General features: G+C 41.5%; 13 protein-coding genes. 9 read left to right on the top strand and 4 right to left on the bottom strand.

The window, feature by feature from the left end:
• Positions 1-278: 278 nt before the first annotated feature.
• The 4 genes from ACO6VG_RS19100 to ACO6VG_RS19085 all read right to left on the bottom strand — a co-directional run bounded on the left by ACO6VG_RS19100 (position 279) and on the right by ACO6VG_RS19085 (position 8946).
• Entirely contained in the window at positions 279-1946 is a 1668-nt protein-coding gene (locus ACO6VG_RS19100) for a serpin family protein (protein ID WP_422410542.1), read from the bottom strand.
• A gap of 327 nt (positions 1947-2273) precedes the next feature.
• On the bottom strand, positions 2274-4850 hold the full coding sequence (locus ACO6VG_RS19095; RefSeq protein WP_422410540.1) for a serpin family protein: 2577 nt from the start codon (positions 4848-4850) through the stop codon (positions 2274-2276).
• Positions 4851-5168: 318 nt separating this feature from the next.
• Positions 5169-6854 (bottom strand): serpin family protein, encoded by a 1686-nt coding sequence (locus ACO6VG_RS19090; protein WP_422475152.1) that lies wholly within the window; start codon positions 6852-6854, stop codon positions 5169-5171.
• A gap of 382 nt (positions 6855-7236) precedes the next feature.
• On the bottom strand, positions 7237-8946 hold the full coding sequence (locus tag ACO6VG_RS19085) for a serpin family protein (protein ID WP_422475150.1): 1710 nt from the start codon (positions 8944-8946) through the stop codon (positions 7237-7239).
• A 429-nt stretch (positions 8947-9375) separates the two neighbouring features.
• Between ACO6VG_RS19085 and ACO6VG_RS19080 the strand changes: the two genes are divergently transcribed.
• The 9 genes from ACO6VG_RS19080 (at position 9376) to ACO6VG_RS19040 (ending at position 15760) form a co-directional block, all read left to right on the top strand.
• Positions 9376-9702, top strand: coding sequence for a hypothetical protein (locus tag ACO6VG_RS19080; RefSeq protein ID WP_422475148.1), 327 nt, complete (start codon positions 9376-9378; stop codon positions 9700-9702).
• Positions 9692-9844: a hypothetical protein gene (locus tag ACO6VG_RS19075; RefSeq protein WP_422475146.1), complete on the top strand. Its 153-nt coding sequence runs from the start codon at positions 9692-9694 to the stop codon at positions 9842-9844. Before ACO6VG_RS19080 ends, ACO6VG_RS19075 begins: the two co-directional genes overlap by 11 nt.
• A gap of 249 nt (positions 9845-10093) precedes the next feature.
• Entirely contained in the window at positions 10094-11305 is a 1212-nt protein-coding gene (locus ACO6VG_RS19070; RefSeq protein WP_422475144.1) for a pepsin-like aspartyl protease, read from the top strand.
• 153 nt (positions 11306-11458) lie between these two features.
• Positions 11459-11683, top strand: a complete 225-nt coding sequence (locus ACO6VG_RS19065) for a hypothetical protein (RefSeq protein ID WP_422475142.1) — start codon at positions 11459-11461, stop codon at positions 11681-11683.
• 1 nt (position 11684) lies between these two features.
• A complete protein-coding gene (gene tnpA / locus ACO6VG_RS19060) occupies positions 11685-11993 on the top strand; it encodes an IS66 family insertion sequence element accessory protein TnpA (protein ID WP_422452199.1) in 309 nt (102 codons plus the stop codon).
• Between the two features lie 2 nt (positions 11994-11995).
• Positions 11996-12379, top strand: coding sequence for an IS66 family insertion sequence element accessory protein TnpB (gene tnpB, locus ACO6VG_RS19055; protein WP_422452200.1), 384 nt, complete (start codon positions 11996-11998; stop codon positions 12377-12379).
• Positions 12380-12384: 5 nt separating this feature from the next.
• Positions 12385-13935: an IS66 family transposase gene (gene tnpC, locus ACO6VG_RS19050; protein WP_422472703.1), complete on the top strand. Its 1551-nt coding sequence runs from the start codon at positions 12385-12387 to the stop codon at positions 13933-13935.
• Between the two features lie 628 nt (positions 13936-14563).
• Positions 14564-15211 (top strand): TetR/AcrR family transcriptional regulator, encoded by a 648-nt coding sequence (locus ACO6VG_RS19045; protein ID WP_422133765.1) that lies wholly within the window; start codon positions 14564-14566, stop codon positions 15209-15211.
• Positions 15212-15277: 66 nt separating this feature from the next.
• Positions 15278-15760, top strand: a complete 483-nt coding sequence (locus ACO6VG_RS19040; RefSeq protein ID WP_422475140.1) for a L,D-transpeptidase family protein — start codon at positions 15278-15280, stop codon at positions 15758-15760.
• The last annotated feature ends 18 nt before the right edge of the window (positions 15761-15778 follow it).

The following is a 15778-nucleotide window of genomic DNA, read 5'->3' as shown; positions in this document are numbered from 1 at the left end:
ACAGCGCATGCTTTTCAAATAGCCGTAAATTCTGTGTTATGTAGCATTACTATGAGTTAAGTATTTGCTTTCGCATTAATCACTAACTGGTTAGTTAGTTACGATAACATCTTGTTTCCTGCCATAGAGGCCGTTACCACGGTGGATTTATCTCTGTCCAAAGTACTGCTATAAAACTTAACTTGTCTATCTGTCCATATTATGGGGGCTACGATACTTTTAGGCTTTTTTTAATAAAAAAGTCCGGAGGTGATTATACTCCGGATTTGCCTTTTTGTTTATGATTGCCCAGAAGTTATTCTATGAATCATTTTTTCCCAAGCATCAGTTGAAATATGTACTTGAAGAGGATAAGCGTTGATAGAAGATTCATATTCTTTTCCAATGGATTCTAATATTCTTTCTTTAAGATCTTTAGCGTCACGCAGAGAAGAGATTTTGATAGTTAAACGTTCATTATCTGCCTTAGCGCTTTGAATATCAAGCTTCCCATTCGGATTATAATAGTTATTTATAAAAGTACTCACATCTACACTTTCAGTAAGATCAAAAGATAACTGTGTTATCACAGATAAGTCTTTTTGTACCATCTTTGTTTTTGTGGGTAAATCGATTTGACTGCTTTGATCATCGTCACTATCAGACATATCATCATCACTATCAGATATACCAAAGCTCTGTTTTTCAGCGGGTATGATTACAGGTGTACCGTCAAGTTCTAAAAAGCTGCCATCCTTAATCACCATCTCAAGCAACCGATTACCTTGACTATCTACAATGGCAATGTAGCCAGGGCAATCAAAATCAAAGCTGGGATGCTCAGAGGATTTGTCCCTAAGAGTAGTTGTTGCGACAGTGGCGACTGTACCATAAGCTCCCTCTTCACCAATAGATACTTTGGTCTTCTGAAGTATTTCCAGATCACAGTATGATGAATCGCCTAATCTTGTTAAATCACCAGCCGTTATTATGTTGGTTCCAAATACCTCAGAAATTTTTTCGAGTAACCTGGTATCACAACAATTATCTAATTTTATTTTCGGAAGTCTTAGATCCATCTTTACTTTATGATCATTTAATCTTTCAATCAGATGATTAATGGTTTCAGAGTCAAGTTTGTTAATCGCTTTAGGATCTTTAAAGCGTGGTTTAATTGCAACTAATTTAAGGTCTTCTCCATTCACGGATTGGAATTCTTTGCCTATGGCATCAAAGGCACGGGTATTAGCAAATTGAAGCTCTTCAGTCGACCTCATCGTCTTGACGTTTGTAATAAAACTTCCATCTGCGCAATAAAATGGCCGGTTGACCGTTTTGTCTTTAGAAAATTTGTCTTTCCAGATACCCTCGAATTCCATCACATTACCTATTACCGCTGTAATTAGTTCTCGTCGATCTTTAGAGTGACCATGAAACAACTTTTCGATTTTTCCATTGGTCTTCCATTTCACGAAGGCTTCTGCGACGTCAGCCAGGAACTTGTTATGGCCATCACATTTCAGCTTTTCGGTTTGATAACATGCAGACAGTATCTGATTAAGCTTCTCATTAATGACGGCAGAGGCAGAACCTATAAAGTTAGTGCTAGAGAGTGCTTGTTTCTCATTACTATAAGGGTGGTTTACACTGAATTCACCGAGTTTTTTATGGATCTGAGACTCTAGCTCATCAGTTAATTCTTCTTCAGGGATACCCAGAACTGCTGCTTTCCTGGCTTTATCATCTATACACGCCAGAAGCATTCCCAAAACCGGAGCCAGGCTGGTAGAAGACACTACCTTGCTTTCGTCGTCCCTGACACCTTTGGCGCTGAGGATGCCTAATGACACTTTGTCCAGCAGTTTTTTAACAATATCAGAAGCTTGTGAGGTAGTCTGTAAGGATGTGTCTGGCAGATTAAATGGCTGCCACTGCGCCGTATTCATAGAAGTTCTCATTGATTCCATAGCCTTCTCTCCTTTACTTTATACAAATTAATTAGCGAGAATAAACTCACTGCTTCCATGCTGAGGTAATAGCCATAAATGCCAAGCTTCAGCCTTGCCCTTAATACTTGATATTTAAGTATTTTCTTTCTCAGAAATCACTGACCGGTTAGTTAGTTACGATAACACCTTGTTCCCTGCAATAGAGCCTGGTTGCCATAGTGGAGGTATCTCTGCCCGAAAAACTTTAATTGTCCGTCTGTCCATCCTATGGGGCCACTATAGTTTAAGCTTTTGTTAATAAAAAATCCGGAGGTGGTTAATCTCCGGATTTGGCATTGTATTGATTCATGATTGATTAGAAGTTAACTTATTGCGCAGTGCTTCCCAAGCTTCAAAAGAAACCTCTAATTCAAAAGGAGAATTTTGACCGAGTATCCTAACAAATTTGCTATGTTCATCTCCAATTGATTTTAATATTCTTTCTCTAAGCTCTATAACTTCATCCTTAGAAGACATATTGAGTGTTAGCTGCATATGATCTGCCACATCGATCCGAACATCAAACTCGCTATTCGGATTATAGTGGTGTTGTATTAAAGTACTAATCCTATCCATCGAAGTTAGATCGGTTACATCTTTCTCAATTGTGAATTGATTATCAGATGTATAAACTTTGCTATCAGGCATATCATAATCGTTAAGAGTTTCCAGATTATCAGAGCTCTGTTTTTCAGCAGTTGTAATTATAGGATTATCTTTGCTATCAGAAATATAAGAATCGGTAGGTCCTGAAGTTATTTTATCAATCATTTTTTTCCAGGGATTAGTTAGAACATCTACTTGAATAGGTTTAGCTCTTTCATAAATCTTAACAGAATCAATATATTCTTTTCCAATGGATTCTAATATTCTTTCCCTGATATCTTTAGCGTTATCAAAAGAAGATGTTGTTATTTTTAACCTGCGATTATCTGCCTTAGCGCTTTTAATATCAAGCTTTCCATCCGGATTATAATAGTCTTTTATGAAAGTGCTCACATCTACAGTTTCAAGAGGGTCAAAAGATAAGCGTGTTATTGCAGATAAGTCTTTTTTCACCAGTTTTGTTTTTTTGGATAAATCTATTTCACTGCGATCCACTGGTTCTGGATCATCTTTGCTATAAGAACTATCATCTTCGCTATCAGAAATATAAGAACTGATAAATCCAGAAGTTATTTGATCAATCATTTTTTTCCAAGGATTAATTAAAACACTTACTTCAATAGGAGTAGCTCTTTCGTGAATATTAACATAGCAACTATAGCCTTCTCCAATGCATTTTAATATTCTTTTCTTGATATCTTTAGCGTCATCGAAAGAAGATGTTGTCATATTTAGCCTGTGATTATCTGCCTTAGCGCTTTTAATATCAAGCTTTCCATCCGGATTATAACAGTCTTTTATAAAAGCACTCACATCTATAGTTTCAAGAGGGTCAAAAGATAAGCGTGTTATTGCAGATAAGTCTTTTTCTACCAGCTTTATTTTTGTGGGTAAATCTATTTTACTGCGATGCACTGGTTCTTGATCATCTTCGCTATAAAAACTATCATCTTCGCTATAAAAACTATCATCTTCGCTATCAGATATATAAAAACTGTTAAAACTTGCCAGATTATTAGAGCCTGATTCTCCATCGGTGGAGATTATAGGGTCACCAACACACTCCAAAAAGCTGCCATCCTTAATGACCAGCTCAATCAACCGATTACCTTTTTTGTCTAAAATGGCAATGTAGCCAGGGCAGTCAAAATCAAAGCGAGGTTTTTCGCACCTTGTTTGAATTTGTGCAACAGTCGCCATCGCACAGCTGGCACCTTTTTCATCAACAGAAAATATGATTTTCTGAAGCATCTCCAGATTATCATCTGCCGAAATGCCTAATTTTGTTAGATCTCCCGCTACTATGTCAGTTCCAAATACCTTACATATTTTCTTGAGTAACTGAGTGTCACAACTGTCCATGTTTATTTTGGGTAGCGTTAGCGTATATTCCGCTTGTCTATGATTTAATTGTTCAGTTAACTCGTTAATCGTGTCAGAATCAAGTTTATCAATCGCTGTGGCACTTTTATTATGCGGCTTTATTGCGACCAGTTTAAGATCTTCTCCATTCACAGATTGGAATTCCTTTGCGATGGCACGAAATCTCCTGTTAGAAGCACATTGAACCGTTTCAGTTTTAGACATCATCTTGACGTTATCAATACAAGTTCCATTTGCACATAGAAAACGTCCAGCAGCCGTTTCATCTGGAGAAAAACTATCCTCCCAGACAGCCCGGCAATCTATTACATTACCAATTACTGCTTTAACTTCGTTCAACCCATCAAACAACTTTTCTATTTTTCCTTTGGTTTTATCCTTAACAAAAGCTTCTGTGACATCAGCTACGTCCCAGAAAGCACCTTCCAGCTTTTGGGTTAGATAACATTCAGAGAGTATTTTTTCAAACTGCTCAAATCTGACGCAAAAGGCAGAAGCAATAAAGTTAGCGCAAGAGATCAACTGATCAGGATGGCTTCCGTAAGGGTGGTCTTTGCTGAATTCACCGAGTTTTTTATGGATTTCAGTCTCCAGCTCATCAGTTAAGGATTCTTCGGGGATTTCCAGAATCAATGCCTTTTTGGCTTTATCATCCATACACAACAGAAGCATACCCAGTACTGGAGCCAGGCTGACAGAAGAGATCACCTTGCTTTTGTGGTCCTTGGCATCCTGAGTACATAAGATCCCGATTGACACTTTATTTATCAGTTTTTTAACAATATCTGAAGCCTGTGAGGTGATCTCAAAGGATGTTGCTGGCATATCAGATGGCTGCCATTGCATTGCCTGGCTTGAAGTTCTAATTGTTCCGGTTGGGGTAAATGAGTGCATAGTATTCTCTCCTTTGGTTGATACAAAGTAGTGAGAATAAACTCACTGCTTCCATGCTATTGCAAATAGTCATAAATGATGAATTACAGCATTGCCATTAGTACTTGATATTTAAGTATTTCCTTTCTCAGAAAACACTGACGGGTTAGTTATTTACGATAACACCTTATTCCCTGCAATAGAGCCCGGTTGTCATAGTGGAGGTATCTCTGCCCGAAAACTTTAATTGTCCGTTTGTCTAACCTGTGGGGGCAACTACAGGTTAAGCTTTTGTTAAAAAAAACCGGAGATGGTTAATCTCCGGATTTGGCATTTTATTTATGAATGTGTAGATTTTAACTTCTTAAACAGTGCATCCCATGCGTCAAATGAAACTTCTACATGAGAGCCATCAGAGATCTCGAAAACTTTAACAAAACATTCATGTTTGTAATCCAGCCATTCTGATATTTTATCTTTGATTTTAATAGCGTCTTCCTTGGTACGAGTTTTGATAGATAAATCAGATCTACCTGAATAGGCACTTTCGATATTAAACTCCCCATTCGGATCAAAGCTATGACGTATTAGAGGACTCGCATCAATACTTTTGATTTTTGTTTTATCAGATAAGTGCTCTATTATAGAGTCAATAGTAGCTTTACCGCTTTTTCCGCGTTTTTTGGAAGCAAGCTTTTTCTTACCATTTGTATTGGTTTCGATTTTAGCTCTTTTGCTTTCAGCTTTACAGTCATCAGTGTTCAAACTTTCAGAAGAAATGGTCTCGGCCGGAGCAAATTCAAAAAAGCGACCATCTTTAATGATCAACTCAACCAACCGATTTTCATTTTCGTCTACAATGGCAATGTAACCAGGACAGACAAAGTCAAAGCTACCTACTTTGGGTAAGCACCTTACAGAAATTTTTTCATCACTCAAAAGCTTGTTCTGAGCACCTTCTTCATCAATGGATAGTACAGTCTTCTGAAGAATACTCAGATTACTATTTTCCGGTTTGCCTAATTTTGATAAGTCTTGTGCGACTATTACGTCGGTTCCAAATGCCTCGCAAATTATCTTGAGTAATTGAATATCACAACTTTCTACTACGTTTATTTTAGGTAGCGTTATATTAAATATCGCTTTATTATGTCTTGTATCGCTAATCAGATCAGTGATTATTTTGGAACTAAGGTAGTTAATTGCTGTTGCACTTTCTTCGCGGGGTGATATCGCAACAAATCTAAGGTTTTCTCCATTCACAGATCGGAAATTTTTGGCTATGGCGCCAAATGTTCTGTTATAGGAATAGTGGCAATTTTCCCACATCTGCATCATCTTTACGTCATTAATATGAGTTCCATCTGCGCAAAGAAAATTGCCCGGGACTGTATCATTTGGAGAAAATGCTTTCTCCCAGTTACAATCGAATTGTATCACGCTACCAATGGCCGCTTTAATGTTATCCCGCTCAGTTTCAGGATAACAATCAAACAAGTTTTTAATTTTTCCATTGGTTTTCTCATTAATGTAACTTCCTGCGACGCGTGCTACGGAGCTGTCATGACAGTCGAGCTTTTCAGTTTGATAACATTCAGACAGCCTCTGATCAAGCTGCTCATCCCTGGTGGCATCTTCAGTAGCCATAAAGCCAGCGCAAGAGACTGCCTGTTTCTGATCAGGATCCTTACTATAAGCGTGTTTTACGCTGAATTCACCGAGTTTATTATGGATTGCATTCTCCAGGTCATCAGTTAAGGTATCTACGGGAATGTCCAGAATCAATGCCTTCCTTTTTTTATCATCCATACTCGCCAGAAGCATGCCCAGAACCGGTGCCAGGCTGGTAGCAGACACTACCTTGCTTTTGTCGTCATTGACGGCCTTAGGCAGGATTTTGAGTGACAGCTTTCTGATCAGTTTTGTAACAATATTAGAAGCCTTTTCGGAGACCTCCAGGGAGTTAACTGGCGGTTGTGATGTCTGCCATTGCATTGGTTCGGTTGATTGTCTGATAGGTTGCATAGTCTACTCTCCCTTTCTTGATAAAAATTAATTAGTGAGAATAAACTCACTGCTTCCATGCTGAGCAAATAGCCATAAATCCCGGGTTACAGTATTACCCTTGGTACTTGATATTTAATTATTTCTTTTCTCAGAAATCACTGACCGGTTAGTTACGATAACACTTTGTTTCCTGCAATAGAGGCTCGTTATCGTGGCAGATGTTTCTCTTTCCGAAGTTCTGCCATAAAATTTAACTTATCTATTTTCCAAATTATGGAGTCTGGTTTGCTTTCAGGCTTATGTTAATAAAAATATCCGGAGGTGATTAAAAACCGGATTTGGCTCTTTGTTTATGATTGTCCAGAGGTTATTTTAGCCACTTAATTAGCATTATATTTATTCACGATTTGCTAGCAGTTAACTTTTTCAGCAGAGCATCCCATGCATTAGATTGAACTTCAACTCTAAAATATTCGATAAAATCTTCAAGCCTAAGTAAATCCTCATATTCTTCTCCAATTAATTCTAATATTCTTTTTTTAAGCTTTTTGGCGTCATCCAAAGAAACGACATCGATATCTATTTCGGGTAAGCACTTTACCCGAGCGTTAATAATTTCAAGCTCTTCATCCTGGTTAAATCTATGTTGTATTAAAATAGTCATATCACCATAGCGAAGAGGGTTGGAAAGAAACTCATTGATTCTGGTTTCAATAGCGTCTTCAATATTTTTTATATTATTTGCGCTTTTTTGAACTGCGTACCATCTGGCATCAAATGTATAGTTTCTTTTGGGAGTTAGATCATCATCGCTATCAGAGTCATCAAAGCTATCAAACATCAGGTCGTCAGAGTCCGGGTTTTCCACTGTTTCCAAAAATCTGTCATCCTTAATGACCAAATCAAGCAACCGATTACCTTCTGAGTCTACAATGCCAATGTAGCCAGGGCAGAGAAATTCAAAGTCAGGGGTTTCAGGATCGTCTTTTACGGTGGTTTTTTCGGTATTGGTAACTGGGTTGCAAGCATCTTGTTCATCAACGGTTACTGTAATCTTCTGAATCATATTTAAATTTTGGTCTGCCTGTTCGCCTAATTTTGATAAATCTCCTGCTACTAATGTGTTGATTTCACATGCCTGATGAATTCTTTTGAATAATTGGTTTTCACAAGTTTCCATGTTTATTTTTGGTAGCTTTACGTTTAATGTCATTTTATTATCATTTAATCTTTTAATCAGGTGATCAATTGTTTCAGAATCAAGGAATGTAATTGCGGACGTAGATTCAACACGCGGTTTTATTGCGACCAATCTAAGGTTTTCTCCATTTATAGATTTTAACTCTTTGGCAATGGCAATGAATTGTCCGTTGTCAGCAATTGGAAAATTATCAGTTGTACTCATCATCTTAACTTTCTTTAAATCAATTTCAGTTGTACATATAAAATTGCCCGTGGTGATTTTATCTGAAGATGCACTTGTCTCCCAGATGCCCTGGAAATCGAAACTCATCGCATTGACTATGGCTGCTGTAATTTCATGCCGTTGAGCTTCAGAATAACCATCAAACAAGCTGTTAATTTTGCCATTGGATTTCTCATTAATGTAAGTTTCTGTAACGTCCGCTACGCAACTGACAGGACTGACATGACACTCCAGTTTTTCGGTTTGATAACATTCAGACAGCCTCTTTTCAAACTGCTTATCCCTGGTGGCATCTTTAGTCGCTATAAAGTTAGTGCAAGAGATTGCCTGTTTTTGATCAGGATGCTTAACGTAAGCGTGGTTTACACTGAGCTGGCCGAGTTTTTTGTGGATTTCAGTCTCCAGCTCATCCGTTAAGGCTTCTACGGGGATTCCCAGAATCATTGCCTTCTTGTCTTTATCATCCATGCTCGCCAGAAGCATGCCAAGACTGGCAGCCAGGCCAACAGAAGACAGCGCTATACTTGATTTGCCGGTAAAGTCCAGAATCGAGATTTTTACTCTATCCAGCAGATTTTTAACGACGTCGGAAGCCACTACGGTGATCTTGGAGGATGTGTCTGGCAGGTTTAATGGCTGCGCTGGCAGTGAGGTTTGTTCTATTGAATATCCGAGAGGTTGCATAGGCTAAACTCCTTTCCTGATGACTAAATAGTGAGTGAACTCAATGCGTCCACGCTTTGATATAGCTGTAAATCGTGAGTCAGGATGCAGCCATTCACATCTAATAGTTAACAATTTGTTTTCACAAATCACTAACCGGTTAGTCAGTTACGATAACGCCTTGCTCCCTGCAATAAAGTGGTGCGTTTGAATGCAGAAGACCTTCTATATCTTTTTAAAAATAATTTTTATATGTTTTTTTTCTCTATCCATTCCTGCGGCTTTTGTGGTATCTCCTGCTTTTAACCACAGTCCAGTAAGCAGCAGCTCATTCGTATACAGTCGCAATATAATTAGTGCCCGTCCGAAAACCCTCAAATACTTGAAAATAGCGGCTTATAGCCTAATTTAAGGAACGAAGGTTTTCCACAACAGGACGTTCCCGAACTTATGCGCCAGACCATTAATCCACAAATGCAGCTTGACGAGGTTGATATCTCTGCCATTACATTCAATCTCAGGTCAAGGGATGACACTCCCCGCTTGCTCCTGGCATTGCAATATATCTGGACAAATATCGAGTTGAGGAATCAGGTTTTTCACGTGCTTCAGGGTATGATAGCTGCCGACCAAGGTAACGGGCGTCCCGGAATGGATCCCTGGAGGGTGTTGGTTTTTGGCGCCTTGCGGCTGGTCATTAACTGCGACTACGACCGGCTTCTTGAGCTGGCTAACGAGCATGGAACTCACCGAAAGATTCCAGGCCATGGGTCTTAGTGAACACCAGTACAAACTGCAAACCCTGCAAGACAACATCTCATTGTTCACACCGGAAATTCTGGACCAGAACAATCAGGTCGTCGTCAATGCTGGCCGTGAATTGGTAAAAAAAAGAAGAGAGGCCACGCGCCCGCGCTGACTCGATCGTCGTAAAAACCAATGTTCACTTTCCGACGGATATCAACCTGCTCAGAGATGCTATTTGCAAGTTGATAGAGTGGGCAACCACTTTGTTTTCGGAGCAGCATGAAAGCCTGTGGCGACAGAGCCGCTGAACAGAAATAAACCAAAAAGTAGCACCCACAGATGAGTAGGCTGAATTTTAAACAAAAATTTTTGCTGCTGCCTACTGAATCGAATCATTTGTGGGTTTTCGGGCAGGCACTACATGGAGTCTGAAAAGGTAATTGTTATGAACAACCTCTTTTTAAAAAATATTTTTATATGTATTTTTTCTCTATCTGTTTCAGCGGTTTTTGCAGATCTTCCTGTTTTTAACCGCATTCCAGTAAGCAGCAGCAATATGGGTGACCTTCCCGGTAGGCGACTTTATTTGAAAATTTATGGACCAGAAATGGCTAAAGGAAAGACATTACTACACAACTTCGGTAATACGCAGTATTACGGCGAGATAAAAATTGGATCTGACGATCAGGTATTTAAAGTTCTTTTAGATACCGGATCAAGTTATATCTGGGTTCCTGGTACAACATGTGGTTCTAACAGCTGCTCTGACAAAAAACGTTTTGATCCACAAAGCAGCAGCTCGTTTGTACGCACTAGCCACAGACTGAACCTAAGTTACGCCAGAGGTAAAATATCTGGTATCTTCGGTTATGATGATATTACTCTCGGTGGCATAAAGGTAGTATCTCAGGGATTTGCTGTAGCCGACGTTATTTCAGATGATATCGAGGACCATCCGTTCGATGGCGTTTTAGGCTTGGGCTTTAAGAGCAATAGTATCATCCCATCATGGTTAGACAATGCCCTAAAACAGGGTTTGATCGATAAAGCTGTCTTTTCGTTCTACCTGTCCCAAAAAACCAACAAGGGCGGTAGTGTTATGATTATCGGTGAGCCCGACCCTTTCTATTATCAGGGGCCTATATACTGGCACTCCCTGATAGCTATCGATGGTGAACATCCTTATTACGATATTTCTTTTGACGGCATCTCAGTCGGAGCAAAAAATATTCTCCTAAGCTGTCAAGAAAGACAATGCAAAGCCCATATTGATACAGGGGCACTTTATATTTATGGGCCAGAAAAAGACGTCGAATCCATTCTTGAATCTCTTGATGTGAAATCAGATTGCTCAAACGTCAGCCAACTTCCACCTCTGAAGGTCTCCATTGGTGGCCATATCTATGAGGTTCCCCCACAAATTTATGTAGTCAAAGAGCAAAACTGCTTTGGAATGGTTGAATGTCATGCTGGAATTGACGAAATGCCCGGAATTAATAATGAATCTTGGATCCTTGGAAATCCATTCATGAGAGCGTTTTACACCGTTTTCGATAAAACAGATGATCGGATTGGTTTTGCCAAGTTACATGACAGGCTCAATGAACCAAAAACACTCAGGGCATTATACTGATTAATCAGATAGTTTTCGTACAAAAACATTACCCAATGAAAATCATGGTCATGAATCCATTAATTTATTATCTGGTTCGAGCTGAACCTCAAATGACCGTCTAAAATCAAGGAGGTTTTTTTTATCTACATAGAGTCTGAAAAGGTAATCGCTATGAGAATCATCTTTTTAAATAACATTCGTATATGCGTTTTTTTTCTATCTATTTCAGCGGCTTTTGCAGAACTTCCTGTTTTCAACCATTATCCAGTGACCAACAACAGTATGGATGATCTTGCGGGCAAGCGATTCTACTGTAACCGCTCATTTGAGGACGTCTTCAAAAATCACAACCTGACTGCCAGCCTTTCCCCTGCAAACAACGCAGGAGATACCTAACGTGAAGCAACTGACAAAACCCTTTACCCGTCTCAACCCTGAGCAGTGGCAACAGATCATTGATCAGCAAATAGCCAGTGGCTTGAGCCAGAAAGCTTTTTGCCAAACTCAAAACATAAGCCTGGCAACATTCACAAACTGGAAGCGCAAACTCAGGGATAACGACAACACTGACTCCTTTGATATCGCTCAGGCTTCTGCCCCGGAATGGGTTGAAGTCCCAAACGGGCTGACTGAACCTCCAGCCAGCTTAAACTGGCAGTTGGAACTTGAGCTGCCCGGTGGTGTTATTCTTCGTATGCGTCGCTGATCATGTTTTTTCCAGAATCTCAGGTTCGGATCTGGCTCTACAACCGGCCCACCGACATGCGTAAATCCTACGACGGCCTGTCTGCCCTGGTGAGAAACAAACTTGAAGAAGACCCACTCAGCGGCCAGCTGTTTGTCTTCATCAACCGCAAACAAACCCAGTGCAAGGTGCTGTATTTTGATCGCAGTGGATACTGTATCTGGAGCAAACGACTGGAACAGGGTCAGTTTCATACTCATGCAGGCAAATCCATCAAGCAAACAATGGCGTGGACAGATCTGAAGCTCATCCTTGAAGGCATTGATACCCGCTGCGTTCAGCAATATAAACGCTACAAACATCAACCGTCCCGTTACACAAAAGGAGAGTCAAAGGTCTATCTTTAACCGCCATGAAATTACCTGTTTCGACCCCCGGCACCACTGACCAGGACCTGCTCCAGCAGATCCTGGTCTTGCTGTCGGAGCGTGATCAGGAAATAGCTTCTCTTAAACATCAGCTGGCCTGGTTTAAACATCAGCTATTTGGTGAAAAATCCGAAAAGCGCCTGATTGAGAATCCGGACCAGCTGGCGCTGGGAGAAATCCTTCAGGACAAGCCTGAAGAGCAGGAAACTCCCACAGAAACCATCACTTACGAACGGCGGAAAAAGAATCGCCCTGAAGACTGTGTGACCGATCAGGGGCTGCGCTTTACTGAAGATGTACCGGTTGAACTCATCCCGATGCCTGCTGCAGAAATGAAGGGTGAAGACGCAGACCAGTACGAAATCATTGACTACAAGTACACCTATCGGCTGGCGCAGCGCCCTGCCAGCTATGTCATCCTGAAATATCAGCGCGAAGTCGTTCGCCATAAGCCCAGCCAGACGCTAACAACGGTAGCCGCACCATCAGGATTATTTGATCGCAGCTTTGCCGATGTCAGCTTTATCGCAGGTCTGCTGGTAGAGAAGTACCGCTTTCACGCACCGCTTTACCGCCAGCATCAGAAACTTGAGTCCAGTGGTATTACTATCAGCCGTGGAACCCTGACACATCTTGAGCAGCGTGCCGGGCACTTACTCAAACCCATCGCTGACGAAGTGCTCAACAGCTGTCTGGAAAGTCGTGTCCTCACTCTGGATGAAACGCCCGGAAAAGCGGGCCGTAAAAGCAAGGGCAAGATGCAAAGAGGCTACTTCTGGTGTTTTTACGGAGACCAGAATGAGATAGCTTTTACTTTCTCCACCACTCGTTCTGGCAGGGTCGTAGAACCTTATCTGAAAGAGTATAAGGGGGTCTTGCTGACCGATGGTTATTCGGAATACGACCGCCTGTGCATGAAATACCCCAAAATCATCCATGCCCAGTGCTGGACACATAGCAGGAGATACTTCGTTAAGTCACAAGAGGTCGAGCCAGAAGCCGCAAAAGAGGCGCTGGACTGCATAGGTGCGATCTATCAAGTCGAAGACGAAATCCGCAAAGCTGAGCTGCAAGGCGAAGCAAAGCGGGAATACCGCCAACAGAATGGCAAGCCACTGGTTGATCAGTTCTTTAACTGGCATGAAGAACAACTTCGTCGCCTGAATCTGGTGAAAAGCAACCCATTGAGCAAGGCTCTTGGCTACGTGAACAAACGGGAAAAAGAGCTACGGCTTTATCTGGATAATCCGGATGTCGCCATTGATACGAATCACCTGGAGCGAAGTCTCAGGTGTATCCCGATGGGGAGAAAAAACTGGCTTTTTTGCTGGACAGAAGAAGGAGCAGACAATGTTGCCGTGTTCCAGACGTTAATCGTCAGTTGTCTTCTTGCAGGCATTGATCCATACAAGTACTTCGTCGATGTGCTTCAGCGCATCAGTTACCATCCGGCTCGAGATATCCGGGAGCTAATCCCACGAATCTGGAAAGAGAAATTCGGGGCCAATCCGTTAAAATCCGATCTCGATAAGTAGGGGGAGTCTATACCCTGCTTGAACGCTTACATTCTACTTAGGGTAGACATTAAGCCCCACCCACGGCACAAAGACCTAATCTTGTAGCCCTGAACAACCATCTCGTGCAGGGTGTTCACGTTTCGCATTATCTGTCCAGAAGTTGAGCAGCTTCCTTGTATGTGAAAGCAGAGACTTTCCTGCCGCCTTTCACCACCCCTATCAGGAATACATGGACTCGTAAAAAATGCCCAAAATTTGAATCCGACATTCACCACCCCCATTAGGAATAAATCGATTGGTAAATAGACCCTAAAATAAAAATGATTGTCGACTGGCTTTCCGTGATGCCTACCACATATTTCTCCGTCCCGTTGATAGCCCAAACATGAATGCCCTCAAAGCAAGAGCTTTCCCGTATTCCTTGCTATGCAGGACTTGACTTAAATTATTGATTTATTTTCTTGACATTAGCTCCACCATAGGGTCGTGTTGTAGAGGGTAAGCTAAAGGGTATGCAAGGTCGTCCAGAGCATTGGCTTGAAGTGTTGACTTGAAGTCGACTCAAGCTGCAGCAGCCTTGACAGTTCGGGGCCAGATACGTAGGTTCTACACAGTCGTTTAATAAACTTATAAAATTCTTTGTACCATGGCACAACTTTCAACTGTCGAAAGAATTCTGGATTCAGCCGAACTGCTCTTCGCTGAACATGGCTTCTCAGAGACTTCCTTAAGAACCATTACAAAACAGGCAGGGGTTAATCTGGCTGCAGTGAACTATCACTTTGGTTCCAAAAAAGCGCTGATACAGGCGGTTTTTGCCCGTTTTCTGGACCCCTTTATGAAAGGGCTGGATACCACTCTGGATGAGTGGTCCGATCAGAGTGAGCCACCTGATCTTGAGGCTGTGCTTGAGATACTTGTTGACCATATTCTTGCTGTAAAACCCAGAAGGCCCGATGACATCTCTATTTTTATGAAACTCATGGGGCTGGCTTTCACACAGAACCAGGGGCATTTGAAGCGTTATCTGACGGAAACTTATGGAACCGTCTTCAGCCGATACTTTGAGTTGTTGTTCAGGGCCTGTCCTGACCTTCCGATAGCCGATAAATTCTGGCGTACCTATTTCAGTCTTGGCTCTGCTGTCTTTTCCGTATCTGGCGCCGATGCACTTCTCTCCATTGCCCAGAGAGATTATGACATTGATGACAATCTTGAGAACATTATGAGAAGAATGGTGCCATTTATGGCAGCTGGTCTGCGTGCTCATGCCACCTATAAGAATGGTCGATAATGTTTATTCGAGTTGCTGGCTCTCGAGCCTGAGCCAAAGCGAAACCAGTCAATACGAGATTCATCTGTGCACATTAATGTTAGAATTGCCTCGCAGACTCTGGAGCTGCTGCAAAAGGGTGCAGAAACGATTTGTTACTCTGTATCCACCGCCAGTAAAGGAACAGGGCAGCAGGAAGGTAGCTGGCAGACTCCACTGGGGCGTCATATTATTCGTGCGAAAATCGGTAAGGGCCTCCCTCTCCATGCGGTTTTTGTGGGAAGGCGATACACGGGTGAGATCTATTCACCCGAACTATTACAACAATACTCTGAACGTCGGGACTGGATTTTAAGCAGAATTCTCTGGTTAAGCGGTCTTGAACCCGGCTACAACCGTCTGGGAAAGGTCGATACCATGCGACGCTACATCTATATCCACGGATCACCCGATACCGCTGTGATGGGCGAGCCGGGTTCAAGAGGCTGTATCAGGATGCATGGTCGTGACATGATTGATTTATTTGACCGGGTTCTTCCGGGAACTACTATTGATATTCTGCCAAAGTAGTTTTATCGCATTCAGACG

This window comes from Endozoicomonas sp. ALB032, from assembly GCF_049310125.1.
Lineage (GTDB): Bacteria > Pseudomonadota > Gammaproteobacteria > Pseudomonadales > Endozoicomonadaceae > Endozoicomonas_A.
This window is presented reverse-complemented; position numbering and strand designations above follow the sequence as displayed.

Bases quoted from the DNA above. Each gene is read 5' to 3' on its own strand.
- ACO6VG_RS19100 (WP_422410542.1), bottom strand. From the start codon at position 1,946: ATGGAATCAATGAGAACTTCTATGAATACGGCGCAGTGGCAGCCATTT.
- tnpC (WP_422472703.1), top strand. From the start codon at position 12,385: ATGAAATTACCTGTTTCGACCCCCGGCACCACTGACCAGGACCTGCTC.
- ACO6VG_RS19065 (WP_422475142.1), top strand. From the start codon at position 11,459: ATGAGAATCATCTTTTTAAATAACATTCGTATATGCGTTTTTTTTCTA.
- ACO6VG_RS19080 (WP_422475148.1), top strand. From the start codon at position 9,376: ATGCGCCAGACCATTAATCCACAAATGCAGCTTGACGAGGTTGATATC.
- ACO6VG_RS19085 (WP_422475150.1), bottom strand. From the start codon at position 8,946: ATGCAACCTCTCGGATATTCAATAGAACAAACCTCACTGCCAGCGCAG.
- ACO6VG_RS19090 (WP_422475152.1), bottom strand. From the start codon at position 6,854: ATGCAACCTATCAGACAATCAACCGAACCAATGCAATGGCAGACATCA.
- ACO6VG_RS19095 (WP_422410540.1), bottom strand. From the start codon at position 4,850: ATGCACTCATTTACCCCAACCGGAACAATTAGAACTTCAAGCCAGGCA.
- ACO6VG_RS19070 (WP_422475144.1), top strand. From the start codon at position 10,094: ATGGAGTCTGAAAAGGTAATTGTTATGAACAACCTCTTTTTAAAAAAT.
- ACO6VG_RS19075 (WP_422475146.1), top strand. From the start codon at position 9,692: ATGGGTCTTAGTGAACACCAGTACAAACTGCAAACCCTGCAAGACAAC.
- ACO6VG_RS19045 (WP_422133765.1), top strand. From the start codon at position 14,564: ATGGCACAACTTTCAACTGTCGAAAGAATTCTGGATTCAGCCGAACTG.
- tnpB (WP_422452200.1), top strand. From the start codon at position 11,996: ATGTTTTTTCCAGAATCTCAGGTTCGGATCTGGCTCTACAACCGGCCC.